This window comes from Klebsiella sp. CN_Kp104 (assembly GCF_040064515.1).
GTDB lineage: Bacteria > Pseudomonadota > Gammaproteobacteria > Enterobacterales > Enterobacteriaceae > Klebsiella > Klebsiella aerogenes.
Genome location: NZ_JBEAII010000001.1, coordinates 167,063 through 181,175 on the forward strand (window position 1 = coordinate 167,063; position 14,113 = coordinate 181,175).

Consider the following 14,113-nt stretch of genomic DNA (forward strand, 5'->3'; position numbering starts at 1 on the left):
AGGCATGAAAATTGGGGGAGGTGCCTATGCTCAATCAAGAACTGGAACTCAGTTTAAACATGGCTTTCGCCAGAGCGCGCGAGCACCGTCATGAATTTATGACCGTCGAGCACTTGTTGCTGGCTTTGCTCAGCAACCCCTCGGCACGCGAAGCGCTGGAAGCCTGTTCCGTGGACCTGGTCGCTTTGCGTCAGGAACTTGAAGCCTTCATCGAACAGACCACTCCCGTCCTTCCGGCTACGGAAGAAGAGCGAGACACCCAGCCGACGCTAAGCTTTCAGCGCGTGCTGCAGCGTGCGGTTTTCCACGTCCAATCCTCCGGTCGCAGCGAAGTGACCGGCGCTAACGTACTGGTCGCGATTTTCAGCGAGCAGGAGTCGCAGGCCGCCTATCTGCTGCGTAAACATGAAGTCAGCCGCCTTGATGTGGTGAATTTCATCTCTCACGGCACGCGCAAAGACGAGCCCAGCCAGCCTTCGGAAAACAATGCGAGCCAGCCGGGTAACGAAGAGCAAGCAGGCGGGGAGGATCGTATGGAAAACTTCACCACCAATCTCAACCAGCTTGCGCGCGTAGGCGGTATCGATCCGCTGATCGGCCGTGATAAAGAGCTGGAGCGTGCTATTCAGGTATTGTGCCGCCGCCGTAAGAACAACCCGCTGCTGGTGGGAGAATCCGGCGTCGGCAAGACCGCGATTGCGGAAGGGCTCGCCTGGCGTATCGTCCAGGGCGACGTGCCGGAAGTGATGGCGGATTGCACTATTTACTCGCTGGATATCGGTTCGCTGCTGGCAGGAACCAAATATCGCGGCGATTTTGAAAAACGCTTTAAAGCGCTGCTGAAACAGCTTGAGCAGGATACCAATAGCATCCTGTTTATCGATGAGATCCATACCATCATCGGCGCAGGGGCGGCCTCCGGCGGCCAGGTTGATGCGGCTAACCTGATTAAACCGCTGCTTTCCGGCGGCAAGATCAGGGTGATTGGCTCCACGACCTACCAGGAGTTCAGCAACATCTTCGAAAAAGATCGTGCCTTAGCGCGTCGTTTCCAGAAAATCGACGTGACCGAGCCTTCTGTCGAAGAGACGGTGCAGATCATCAACGGCCTGAAACCGAAGTATGAAGCGCACCACGATGTGCGTTATACCGCTAAAGCGGTGCGAGCGGCGGTCGAGCTGGCGGTGAAATACATCAACGATCGTCATCTGCCGGATAAGGCGATTGACGTGATCGACGAAGCGGGCGCGCGGGCGCGGCTGATGCCGGTCAGCAAGCGTAAGAAAACGGTCAATGTGGCGGATATCGAATCCGTGGTTGCGCGCATCGCGCGTATTCCGGAGAAGAGCGTCTCCCGCAGCGATCGCGATACGCTGAAAAACCTTGGCGACCGTCTGAAAATGCTGGTCTTTGGTCAGGATAAAGCGATAGAAGCGCTGACCGAAGCCATCAAAATGGCGCGTGCCGGGCTTGGACATGAGCATAAACCGGTTGGGTCCTTCCTGTTCGCCGGGCCGACCGGGGTTGGGAAAACCGAAGTCACCGTGCAGCTGGCGAAAGCGCTGGGTATTGAACTGCTGCGGTTTGATATGTCCGAGTATATGGAACGTCATACCGTCAGCCGTTTGATTGGCGCCCCTCCGGGATACGTCGGTTTCGATCAGGGCGGGCTGTTGACCGATGCGGTTATCAAACATCCGCACGCGGTGCTGCTGCTTGATGAGATCGAAAAAGCGCATCCGGATGTCTTCAATATCCTGCTGCAGGTGATGGATAACGGTACGCTGACCGATAACAACGGCCGTAAAGCGGACTTCCGCAACGTGGTGCTGGTGATGACCACCAACGCCGGGGTGCGTGAAACCGAGCGTAAATCGATTGGTCTTATTCAGCAGGATAACAGCACCGATGCGATGGAAGAGATCAAAAAGATCTTTACGCCGGAGTTCCGTAACCGTCTCGACAACATCATCTGGTTCGATCACCTCTCTACCACCGTGATCCATCAGGTAGTCGATAAGTTTATCGTCGAACTGCAGGTACAATTGGATCAGAAAGGCGTATCGCTGGAAGTGAGTCAGGAAGCGCGTGACTGGCTGGCAGAGAAGGGCTATGACCGGGCAATGGGCGCGCGTCCAATGGCGCGGGTGATCCAGGATAACCTGAAGAAACCGTTGGCGAACGAGCTGCTGTTTGGTTCGCTGGTGGACGGCGGCCAGGTTACCGTTGAGTTGGATAAAGCCAACAATGTGCTGACCTACGGTTTCCACAGCGCGCAGAAGCACAAACCGGAAGCGGCGCATTAATAAATTCTGAATTGTTCAGTGATAAAGACCGGGCTGGTGACAGCCCGGTCTTTTTTTATTAGCGTGGAGCAGGACGGATCACATCACAAGGATGAACCATGAAACCCGGCAAGCTATTGCTCTGCGCCTCACTGGCGCTGTTTTCTATTACCGCTCAGGCGCAATGTCCGGATATGACGGGAAGTTATCGTTTTACCGGTGCTGAACATCCCTTCTACCTGGTGAAAATCCCAGGACAATCACGCTATAACGCTTTTTTCCCCAACGAAGCGGGCCAGTTTACCCGGGTGCAAACGGTCGATATCTCCGCGGAAGAGATGAAGACGCAGCAGATACCGGAGTGCGCATTAATTATCCAGCGTGTTGGTATGATGATGAAAACCAACAAAGGGGAAAAGGTAGATGTGATGACGCAGTCACAGAACTACACTACCGAGAAAACCATTACCACCGAATATGGCTTAATGATATATGCTGGGTTCGCTTCCGATTTTATTGGCATCGATAAAATCAGCGCTCAGGTACCGAAAGAAGCGCAAAACGACACCTTGCCATTGATTAAAGAGGCGCAATAATAAGTCGCTGTGAGGGAAGTTGAAATGAAAAGACCGGGCAGGAGCCCGGCCTTCAGCATCTGACGCCTTAGCGGCGGAAACAATTAGCGACTACGGAAGACAATGCGGCCTTTGCTCAGGTCGTACGGGGTCAGCTCAACAGTCACTTTGTCGCCCGTCAGAATGCGGATGTAGTTTTTACGCATTTTACCGGAAATATGCGCAGTTACCACGTGACCGTTTTCCAGTTCTACGCGGAACATAGTGTTAGGCAACGTTTCAAGTACGGTGCCCTGCATTTCAATATTGTCTTCTTTGGCCATCTAGTCCTCTGGGGTATCACTACCGTAGTTTTGAACCGGCAAGATAATGCCGAAGTTCAGCAAGTATGTAAAGTTTTACGTATACCCAAAACAGTTCGCGTCGCAGGCTGGCGGTAAATAATTGCGCGCAGCCAGCGCCTGCAGCTTAAAACATGACGGGTATAAATCGCCGAAGTAGTTTTGGCGCATTGCCCGGAATACACGCGGTAAAACCACATGACAGGCGCAAACGTAAAGGGCAGTGACAGAACGATGGGCGTTATCTGACTCTTAATATTCCCAAACGGCGGCGGGGCAACAGGCAGAAGCTACTCTACCGCGCAATTATACCACCGCGCTAAGAAATGTGCTGAAAACATTTATCCATTACCGCTAAATAGCACCCTTGGTACCCAAAATCGCTCCGGTAAGCGATAGGTGCGTAATACGGAAAGGTAATCGAGATAATCGCGGCGCGGGATTTCAATCGCTCCTAAAGAGGCGGTATGCGCGTTAAGAACCTGACAGTCAATTAATCTGCCACCGCCCTGGGCAAAAGCCTGACAGAAGATCATTAGCGCGGTTTTGGAGGCATTTTCCGCCCGGCTGAACATCGACTCGCCGCAAAACAGCGCTCCCTGCGCCACGCCATACATGCCGCCGACCAGCCTATCCTCATCCCATACTTCGATGGAGTGAGCATGACCGAGTTCATGTAACTGGTGATAGGCCTGAACGATACCATGGGTGATCCAGGTGCCTTCATCGCGATGGCTGGCGCAGCCCTCGATAACCTGGCCGAAGGCGTGATTGAGCGTTACCCGATAGGGCGAACGTTGATGGAAACGTTTCATGCTACGGCTATAGTGGAATTGCTCCGGCCACAGTACGGCGCGTGGATCGGGCGACCACCATAAAATAGGGTCGCCGGGAGAAAACCATGGAAAAATACCGCGCTGATAGGCCATCAACAAACGGGCTGGGCTGAGATCGCCACCCAGCGCCAGCAGGCCATTTGGTTCACGCAGAGCGCCTTCCGGGGAAGGGAAGGCGATAGAGTCACGAGAGAGCTGAACCAGACGCATTTTTGACCTCAATACGCACCAGCAATTGTTGACAATAATAGCTTACAGACGTTGCTTAAACTGGTAATAACGGCCCTGTTTCGCCAGCAGCTCTGCGTGACTACCTTGCTCAATAATTTGGCCGTTGTCCATGACTATTATCTGATTAAAACGCGCCAGCCCGCGCAGACGGTGAGTGACCATCAACACGGTTTTATCGCGCATCACTTCACTAAGTAAATCAAGGATCTGGCTTTCCGTTGTTGCATCCAGGCCTTCGGTGGGTTCATCAAGCAGCATCAGCGGCGCATCGTGCAATAGCGCGCGGGCGATAGCCAGTCGACGTAATTCGCCGCCGGAAAGCTGACGTCCGCCTTCGCCAAGCCAGCTATGCAGGCCGCTATCTTCAAGCAATTTCTCCAGGCCGACTCGCGCCAGGATATCGGCAAGCCTGGCGTCGCTGACCTGCGGCGCGGCGAGCAGCAGATTATCGCGCAGCGTCGCGCTGAAGAGATGCACCCGCTGCGGCACGACGCTCATCGCCTGGCGCAGGGTCGTTTCAGACAGCTCGCTAAGTGGCTGGCCATTTAGCTGAATCTGACCGTTGGCCGGATCCCAGGCGCGGGTCAATAGCTGCAGCAGAGTCGATTTACCGCAGCCGGTACGGCCAAGAATGGCGATATGCTCGCCTGCCGCGACCTGCAGAGAAATATCTTTTAGCGCCGGGGCCGACTGCTGCGGGTAGCTGAAGGTTACCTCATTCAGGGTAAGCGCTACCTGGGAGAAGCTTTGCGGTGTCTGCTGGCTGAACGTCACCTCGGGCTGCTGCTCGGTAATCTGTGTAATGCGGCGAGCGGACGCGATGACCTGGCCGAGATGTTGGAAGGCGCCGGTGACCGGCGCCAGCGCTTCAAATGCCGCTAAGGCGCAGAACACGAAGAGGGCGATCAGCGCCCCCGGCTGGCTATTACCGCCAACGCCTTCGGAGGCCATCCACAACATGGCGATCACTGCGATGCCGCCAATCAGCAGCATCAGCGCCTGCGACAGGGCGGTGAGCTCAGCCTGGCGGCGCTGCGCCTCCTGCCAGCGCTGTTCCGTTTTTTCCATCTGTTTACGGTAGCGATCGCTGGCATTAAACAGCATTAACTCGGCTTGCCCCTGTAGCCAGGAGGTGAGTTGCTGGCGATACTGCCCGCGGAGCTGGGTGATCTGCTCCCCGGTCGGCTTACCGGCACGGTAAAACAGCGGTGGCAGCAGGAGTAGCGTCGCCAGCATAATTCCGCCAAGCGTTAGCGCCAGGGTGACATCGAGTACGCTTAAGCCGATGGTCACCACCAGGATGACCACCAGTGCACCAACCAGCGGCGAGATCACGCGCAAATAGAGGTGATCCAGCGTATCGACATCTGCCACGATGCGGTTGAGTAACTCACCCTGACGAAAACGCGCCAGCCCGACAGGGGAGAGCGGCAGTAGTTTGCTAAACGTGGCGACGCGCAGGTGCTGCAATACCCGGAAAGTGGCATCGTGGCTCACCAGACGCTCAAAGTAGCGGCCGGCGGTACGAATAATTGCCGCGCCGCGAACGCCTGCGGCAGGCAGCATGTAGTTAAAACTGTAAATCCCGGCGACCCCGACCACCGCAGAGGCCGACAGGAACCAGCCGGAAAGCGTTAATAGCCCGATACTTGCCAGCAGAGTGACGATAGCCAGCACCACGCCGAGGGTCAGCAGCCATTTGTGGCGTTTGTATAGCGCCAGATAGGGTAACAGTGCGCGCATTTAAATTTCCTCCTGGCGATGGGCTAACAGTGAGGCAAACGCGCCTCCAGCGGCAGAAAGCTGCGCATAGCCGCCTTGCTCGACAATCTGACCATCCTGCATTACCCAGATAGCATCCCACTCGGCCAGTCCTGCCAGTTGGTGAGTAACCATCAGCGTGGTCTGCTGGGTAGAAGCGTTAGATAGCGCCTGCATCACACGCTGTTCGCTGTGAGCGTCAAGGCTGGCCGCTGGTTCATCAAGCAGCAACAGGCGGCACGGCACCAGCAGCGCGCGCGCAACGGCAATACGCTGAGCCTGGCCGACCGAGAGGCCGCCAGCCTGATCGCCTAACGGGGTATTAATACCTTGTGGCAATTGGGAAATAAATTCGCTGACCCAGGCCTTATCCAGGGCTAGCTGCAGTTGCGCTTCCGTGGCTTCTGGCCACGCTAGCAGCACGTTTTCACGCAGCGTGGCGGCGGGCAATTGCGGGTTTTGACCGACCCAGCTAATTAGCCGACGCCAGCGTTCAGCATCGAGATCGCGCAGCTCCACGCCGTTAACCTGTAGCGAACCTTCATAGGGAAGAAAGCCTGTCAGCGTATTCAGCAGCGAGCTTTTACCGGAACCGCTCTGGCCGACCAGGACCACGCGCTCGCCAGCGTTCAGGGTGAAACTCAGCGGGCCTGCCAGCGTTTTGCCATCCGGCGATTTCACCATCAGATCGCGGGCTTCGAGGCGAATCAGTTCATGATCGCTTAGCGTTTTCTCGCCCCGTTCAGCCTGTGCCAGCGGCGTTTCCATAAAAGTCTTCAGGCTATCCGCCGCGCCAATGGCCTGCGCCTTGGCATGGTAAAATGTGCCTAAATCACGTAGCGGCTGGAAAAACTCCGGGGCCAGAATCAGGGTTAAAAAACCGGACATCAGCGTGACGCCGACGCCGTAGTGGCCGAAGTCGAGCTCGCCGAGGTAGGAAAAACCGAAATAGACTGCCACCAGCGCGATGGAAAGCGAGGTAAAGAATTCCAGCACGCCGGAGGAGAGAAAGGCCAGACGCAGGACTTCCATCGTCCGCTGGCGGAAATCCTGCGACGCATCGCGGATATTGTTAATTTCCGCCTCGCCGCGGTTGAACAGGCGTAGCGTTTCCATGCCGCGCAGACGGTCGAGGAAGTGGCCGCTAAGGCGACCGAGCGCAAGGAAATTGCGCCGGTTAGCATCGGCGGCGCCCATCCCGACCAGCGCCATAAAGAGCGGGATCAGCGGGGCGGTGCCGAGTAAAATTAGCGCGGCTGCCCAGTTGCTGGGGAAGATAGTGATAACAATCAGCAGCGGCACGCAGGCGGCCAGCGTCATCTGCGGCAGATAGCGCGCGTAGTAATCATGCATATCGTCGATTTGCTCAAGGATGAGCGTCGCCCAACTGCCGGCGGGTTTTCCTTGAATCCAGGCTGGGCCCGCCTGCTGAAGACGGTCAAGCACCTGGCGGCGAATTTCATAACGGATATGCTGGCCGGCGTGGAAGCCGACGCGTTCGCGTAGCCACACCACCCAGGCGCGCAGGATCAGCACCAGCGCCAGCAAGGTAAACGGCAGCAGCAGCGCCGTCGCCGGGATATTTTCCATTATCATTCGGTGAAGTATTCGCGCCAGGAACCACGCCTGAGCGACGATCAATAGACCGCTCACGACGCCCAGCAGGCGAGAAATCATCAACCAGCGACGGGAGATAATGCTTTTTTCTTTTAACCAGCGGGTTAACTCTTGTTGACGGGTTTTATTCATTGCGCGCTTAGCAGGTGTCGTTATGAGATTTTTGGGCACGGCAATGTTACAACGGGGCAAAAATAAAGGCGACTTTTCGTCGCCTTCTTTACCTTTGTTACTGACTTGTAAAGATTATTTGCAAGCGTCAGCTAAACCATCCAGATAGCGTTCCGCGTCCAGCGCCGCCATACAGCCGGTGCCGGCGGAGGTAATCGCCTGACGGTAGATATGGTCCATCACGTCGCCCGCGGCGAACACGCCAGGGATACTGGTTTGCGTGGCGTTGCCGTGGATGCCGGATTGTACTTTGATATAACCGTTTTCCAGCGCTAACTGACCTTCAAAGATAGCGGTGTTCGGGCTGTGTCCAATGGCGACGAACAGACCGGCGACGTCCAGCGTCTCAACGTTATCGCTATTTTTGGTATCGCGCAGACGCAGCCCGCTGACGCCCATCTGGTCGCCGGTGACTTCTTCCAGGGTGCGATCGGTGTGCAGCACGATATTGCCGCTTTCCACTTTATCCATCAGGCGCTTGATCAGGATTTTTTCCGCACGGAAGGTGTCGCGACGGTGGATCAGATGCACTTCAGCAGCGATGTTGGACAGATACAGCGCTTCTTCAACCGCCGTGTTGCCGCCGCCGATGACCGCGACTTTCTGGTTACGATAGAAGAAACCGTCGCAGGTGGCGCAGGCAGAGACGCCGCGTCCTTTGAAAGCTTCTTCAGAAGGCAGACCCAGATAACGGGCGGAAGCGCCGGTAGCGATAATCAGCGCGTCACAGGTGTACTCGCCGCTGTCGCCGACCAGGCGGAACGGACGGTTTTGCAGATCGACGCTGCTGATATGGTCGAAAATAATTTCAGTTTCGAACTTGGTGGCATGCTCGTGCATGCGTTCCATGAGCAGCGGACCGGTCAGATCGTTTGGGTCGCCTGGCCAGTTTTCCACTTCAGTGGTGGTGGTCAGCTGACCGCCTTTTTCCATGCCGGTGATCAGCACCGGCTGCAGGTTTGCGCGCGCAGCATAGACCGCCGCGGTATATCCTGCAGGTCCAGAACCTAGAATAAGCAGTTTACTGTGTTTGGCTGTGCCCATGAGATCCCCATATTTTATTGGCATACATTGGGCTGGATTGTAGGGAATTTGCGGGCGTAAAAAAAGAGCGTAGCGATTTTGTTAACGATATGTGCAATAGAACCCGCCGATGGATTGGCGATTTAACGAGCGGAAAATATAATTAATTCTACTGTTAGCGCCCTGATTATAAGATGAAAACATGAGATTCAGAGGGGGTTGATGATGAATATCTGGCATCTTGTACTAAAAATCGATGTTTTGCTTTGACAATCCCCTGTGCTTTTGCGAAAACATTCATGGAAGAAGAAAAGCAGTGTTTCGCGTGTGGCGAATGTTCATGCACGCAAATGCCATTTTTATCCGGGTCAGCGAAATCTACGCATGGTGTGGACAGACGCCATGCGTGATGTCGGTGACTGCCATCAGGCAACGGGCTTCTCACGTACCCCTGGGTTACTCAACGTCGTACGGGTAATAACGGGATGGGCTCTGGCAGTGAAGGCGCAGAGTCAGAACAGGAGTAGGGAAGGAATACAGAGAGACAATAATAATGGTAGATAGCAAGAAACGCCCTGGCAAAGATCTCGACCGCATCGATCGTAACATTCTGAATGAACTGCAAAAAGACGGGCGTATTTCCAACGTCGAGCTTTCCAAACGGGTGGGACTTTCTCCGACGCCTTGCCTTGAGCGCGTGCGTCGACTGGAAAGACAGGGTTTTATTCAGGGCTATACGGCGCTGCTCAACCCGCATTATCTGGATGCATCACTTCTGGTATTTGTTGAGATTACTCTGAATCGTGGTGCGCCGGATGTGTTTGAGCAATTTAACGCCGCAGTACAAAAACTTGAAGAAATTCAAGAGTGTCACTTGGTATCCGGTGATTTTGACTATCTGTTGAAAACCCGCGTACCGGACATGTCAGCGTATCGTAAATTGCTGGGCGAAACCCTGCTGCGCCTGCCGGGCGTAAACGACACCCGTACCTACGTGGTTATGGAAGAAGTCAAGCAGAGTAATCGTCTGGTAATCAAGACGCGCTAACACGGAACAGGTGCAAAATCGACGTAGTTTGATTACACTCCTGTTAATCCATACAGCAACAGTGCCGGGGAGACCCGGCGCTGTTGTCCGTTTTAGCAGCAGGCAGGAAATTGCCTGATACCTGGAGAGCCTTTCTTGAGCCAGGAATACACCGAAGACAAAGAAGTCAAACTAACGAAGCTAAGCAGCGGGCGCCGCGTTCTTGAGGCGTTACTCATCCTTTGCTCTCTTTTTGCCATCTGGCTGATGGCGGCATTACTGAGCTTTAATCCATCCGATCCCAGTTGGTCACAGACCGCCTGGCATGAGCCTATCCATAATCTGGGCGGCATGCCCGGCGCGTGGCTGGCGGACACGTTATTTTTCATCTTTGGCGTAATGGCCTACACCATCCCCGTGATTATCATCGGCGGCTGCTGGTTTGCATGGCGTCATCAGGAAAATGACGAGTATGTCGATTACTTCGCTGTTTCGTTGCGCCTGATCGGCGCGCTGGCGCTGATCCTCACCTCCTGCGGCCTGGCGGCAATTAACGCCGACGATATCTGGTACTTTGCCTCCGGCGGCGTCATTGGCAGCCTGCTTAGCACCACCTTACAACCCTTGCTGCACAGCAGCGGCGGCACTATCGCCTTGCTTTGTATCTGGGCCGCGGGTTTAACGCTGTTTACCGGCTGGTCATGGGTCAGCATTGCCGAGAAACTCGGCGGCGCAATCCTTTCTATTCTGACCTTTGCCAGTAATCGTACCCGTCGGGACGATACCTGGGTTGATGAAGGGGAATATGAAGATGATGAATATGAAGATGAAGAAGACGACGATACCGCACAGCCGCGGGAATCGCGTCGCGCCCGCATCTTACGCAGCGCGCTAGCGCGTCGTAAGCGTCTGGCGGAAAAGTTCGCCAACCCGATGGGGCGTAAAACCGATGCCGCGCTGTTCTCCGGTAAACGTATGGATGATGCGGAAGCAGTTCAATACAGCGCCAGCGGCGCGCCTGTCGCTGCGGATGATGTCCTGTTCTCAGGCGCCAGCGCCGCGCGTCCTGGCGATTTAGACCCTTACGATCCGCTACTGAATGGCCATACGGTGGCCGACCCGATCGGCGCCGCCTCCGCCGCTGTCGTTGCGCCGCAGGCATGGGCGGAGCAGGGGACAGGGCAGGCATACCAACCGGAGGCCGCTCATCTGCAACCACCGGTGTATCAGCCTGAATATGCGCCGCAGCAGCCGCCGGTTTATCAACCGGAAGCCGCGCATCCTCAGCAGCCGGCGTATCAGCCTGAGTATGCGCCGCAGCAGCCGCCGGTTTACCAGCCGGAAGCCACGCATCCACAGCAGCCAGTGTATCAGCCGGAATACGCGCCGCAGCAGCCGCCGGTTTACCAGCCGGAAGCCGCGCATCCACAGCAGCCAGCGTATCAGCCTGAGTATGCGCCGCAGCAGCCGCCGGTTTATCAGCCGGAAGCCGTGCATCCACAGCAGCCGGCGTATCAGCCTCAGTATGCGCCGCAGCAGCCGCCGGTTTACCAGCCGGAAGCCGCGCATCCACAGCAGCCTGTGTATCAGCCTGAGTATGCGCCGCAGCAGCCACCGGTTTACCAGCCGGAAGCCGCGCATCCGCAGCAGCCGATATACCAGCCTGAACCGGCTGTTCAACAACCTGTTTATCATCAGGAACCGGCGCCAGCCGCTGAGCCTGAGGCTCCTCAGGAAGAAACTAAACGCCCGCCGATGTACTACTTCGAGGAAGTAGAAGAGAAGCGCGCGCGCGAGCGTGAGTTGCTGGAATCCTGGTATCAGCCAATCCCTGAACCGGCGAGCCCGGTGGCGACTAAACCGATCACCACCCCGGCTGCCCCATCCAAACCGTCAGTTGATGCCGCCGCCGTGACGGCCGTCGCTGCAGGCGTTCATCAGGCCACCACTTCTGGCAGCGCAGCCGCAGCCGCCTCAGTGGCGTCAACCGCCGCTGACGCAGCGCCAGTTTTCAGCCCGGCATCCAGCGGCCCGCGGGTACAGGTAAAAGAAGGCATTGGTCCGAAATTGCCGCGTCCGAATCGCGTCCGTGTGCCGACGCGTCGGGAGCTTGCTTCCTATGGCATTAAGCTGCCGTCTCAGCGTATTGCTGAAGAGCGCGCGCGTCGGGCCGAGCTTGAACATCATTACGATAATGAGCCGCTGAGTGACGAAGAAGCCGATGCGCTGGAACAGGACGAGCTGGCGCGTCAGTTTGCCGCTACCCAGCAACAGCGCTATGGCGAGTCCTGGGAATCCGAAAGCGATGAGCAGGACGAAGACGCTGCCGCTGAAGCCGAACTGGCGCGTCAGTTTGCCGCGACCCAGCAGCAGCGCTATGCCAGCGAGCAGCCGCCGGGAGCCAATCCCTTCTCACCGGCGGACTATGAGTTCTCGCCGATGAAAACGCTGGTCAATGATGGTCCAAGCGAGCCGTTGTTTACGCCGACGCCGGAAGTGCAGCCCCAGCAACCGGCTCAGCATTATCAACAACCGGCAGCCGCGCCACAGCAGGGTTATCAACCTGCGCAGCCGCCCGTACACCATCAGCCGGTAGCGCCGCAGCCGCAGGCTTACCAGCCTGCGCAGCAGCCAATGCAGCAACAACAGCCGGTTGCTCAGCAGTCTTATCAGCAGCCCGCGCCGTCGCCTCAGGATAGCCTTATTCATCCGCTACTGATGCGTAATGGCGACAGCCGTCCACTGCAAAGACCAACAACGCCGCTGCCGTCGCTGGATCTCTTGACGCCGCCGCCGAGTGAAGTTGAACCTGTTGATACCTTTGCGCTTGAGCAGATGGCGCGTCTGGTTGAAGCGCGTCTCGCCGATTTCCGCATTAAAGCGGATGTGGTGAACTACTCGCCGGGTCCGGTGATCACTCGTTTCGAGCTGAACCTCGCGCCGGGGGTGAAGGCCGCGCGTATCTCTAACCTGTCGCGCGACCTTGCGCGTTCGCTGTCGACCGTGGCGGTGCGTGTGGTGGAAGTTATTCCGGGTAAACCTTACGTTGGCCTGGAATTACCGAACAAAAAACGCCAGACCGTATACCTGCGCGAAGTGCTCGATTGTCCGAAATTCCGCGAGAACCCATCGCCGCTTACCGTGGTGCTGGGCAAAGATATCGCCGGCGATCCGGTGGTGGCCGATCTGGCGAAAATGCCGCATCTGCTGGTTGCCGGTACCACTGGTTCTGGTAAATCGGTCGGCGTGAACGCCATGATCCTCAGCATGCTCTATAAGGCGCAGCCGGAAGACGTTCGTTTCATCATGATCGACCCGAAAATGCTTGAGCTGTCGGTGTACGAAGGTATCCCGCATCTGCTGACGGAAGTGGTCACCGACATGAAAGACGCCGCCAATGCGCTGCGCTGGAGCGTCAATGAAATGGAGCGCCGTTATAAGCTGATGTCGGCGCTGGGCGTGCGTAATCTGGCGGGCTACAACGAGAAGATCGCTGAGGCCGCACGCATGGGACGCCCGATCCCGGATCCTTACTGGAAACCGGGCGACAGTATGGACGCCGTGCATCCGGTGCTGGAAAAACTGCCGTACATCGTGGTGCTGGTGGATGAATTCGCCGATCTGATGATGACCGTCGGTAAGAAGGTGGAAGAACTGATTGCGCGTCTGGCGCAGAAAGCGCGCGCGGCTGGCATTCACCTGGTGCTGGCGACCCAGCGTCCGTCGGTTGACGTGATTACCGGTCTTATCAAGGCCAACATTCCGACGCGTATCGCCTTCACCGTATCGAGCAAGATTGACTCGCGTACCATCCTTGACCAGGGGGGCGCAGAATCGCTGCTGGGCATGGGTGATATGCTTTATTCCGGGCCGAACTCCACGATGCCGGTTCGCGTCCATGGCGCGTTTGTCCGTGACCAGGAAGTACACGCCGTGGTGCAGGACTGGAAAGCGCGCGGTCGTCCGCAGTATGTTGACGGTATTACCTCTGATAGCGAAAGCGAAGGCGGTGGTGGCGGCTTTGATGGCGGGGAAGAGCTGGATCCGCTGTTCGATCAGGCGGTCAACTTCGTAACCGAGAAGCGCAAAGCCTCGATCTCGGGGGTGCAGCGTCAGTTCCGTATCGGTTATAACCGCGCGGCGCGTATCATTGAGCAGATGGAAGCTCAGGGGATCGTCAGCGAGCAGGGCCATAACGGTAACCGTGAAGTCCTGGCGCCGCCGCCCTTCGAGTAAGTGCAAAGTT

General features: G+C 56.6%; 9 protein-coding genes. 4 read left to right on the forward strand and 5 right to left on the reverse strand.

Annotation, left to right across the window (positions count from 1 at the left end; translation table 11 throughout):
• Positions 1–26 precede the first annotated feature (26 nt).
• Entirely contained in the window at positions 27–2,306 is a 2,280-nt protein-coding gene (clpA, locus tag ABLU80_RS00810; protein ID WP_015367493.1) for an ATP-dependent Clp protease ATP-binding subunit ClpA, read from the forward strand.
• 98 nt (positions 2,307–2,404) lie between these two features.
• Complete coding sequence (locus ABLU80_RS00815; protein WP_047080665.1) at positions 2,405–2,881, forward strand: hypothetical protein; 477 nt, start codon at positions 2,405–2,407, stop codon at positions 2,879–2,881.
• Positions 2,882–2,964: 83 nt separating this feature from the next.
• Here ABLU80_RS00815 and infA read toward each other — a convergent pair whose 3' ends face one another.
• From infA to trxB, 5 genes are all read right to left on the reverse strand, one after another.
• The gene (gene infA / locus ABLU80_RS00820) at positions 2,965–3,183 is read right to left on the reverse strand and encodes a translation initiation factor IF-1 (protein ID WP_001040187.1); all 219 of its coding nucleotides are present in this window, start codon (positions 3,181–3,183) and stop codon (positions 2,965–2,967) included.
• A gap of 359 nt (positions 3,184–3,542) precedes the next feature.
• Positions 3,543–4,247 carry a leucyl/phenylalanyl-tRNA--protein transferase gene (gene aat / locus ABLU80_RS00825; protein ID WP_047080666.1) on the reverse strand — a complete coding sequence of 235 codons (705 nt, stop codon included), beginning with the start codon at positions 4,245–4,247 and terminating at the stop codon, positions 3,543–3,545.
• A gap of 42 nt (positions 4,248–4,289) precedes the next feature.
• On the reverse strand, positions 4,290–6,011 hold the full coding sequence (gene cydC / locus ABLU80_RS00830) for a cysteine/glutathione ABC transporter ATP-binding protein/permease CydC (RefSeq protein ID WP_348849591.1): 1,722 nt from the start codon (positions 6,009–6,011) through the stop codon (positions 4,290–4,292).
• Positions 6,012–7,778 (reverse strand): cysteine/glutathione ABC transporter permease/ATP-binding protein CydD, encoded by a 1,767-nt coding sequence (gene cydD, locus ABLU80_RS00835; protein WP_046883511.1) that lies wholly within the window; start codon positions 7,776–7,778, stop codon positions 6,012–6,014.
• Positions 7,779–7,892: 114 nt separating this feature from the next.
• A complete protein-coding gene (trxB, locus tag ABLU80_RS00840; protein WP_015367489.1) occupies positions 7,893–8,861 on the reverse strand; it encodes a thioredoxin-disulfide reductase in 969 nt (322 codons plus the stop codon).
• Positions 8,862–9,393: 532 nt separating this feature from the next.
• Here trxB and lrp point away from each other — a divergent pair.
• Both lrp and ftsK read left to right on the forward strand, forming a co-directional pair.
• On the forward strand, positions 9,394–9,888 hold the full coding sequence (gene lrp, locus ABLU80_RS00845; protein ID WP_000228469.1) for a leucine-responsive transcriptional regulator Lrp: 495 nt from the start codon (positions 9,394–9,396) through the stop codon (positions 9,886–9,888).
• 135 nt (positions 9,889–10,023) lie between these two features.
• Positions 10,024–14,103 carry a DNA translocase FtsK gene (gene ftsK, locus ABLU80_RS00850; protein ID WP_348849592.1) on the forward strand — a complete coding sequence of 1,360 codons (4,080 nt, stop codon included), beginning with the start codon at positions 10,024–10,026 and terminating at the stop codon, positions 14,101–14,103.
• Positions 14,104–14,113: the final 10 nt, after the last annotated feature.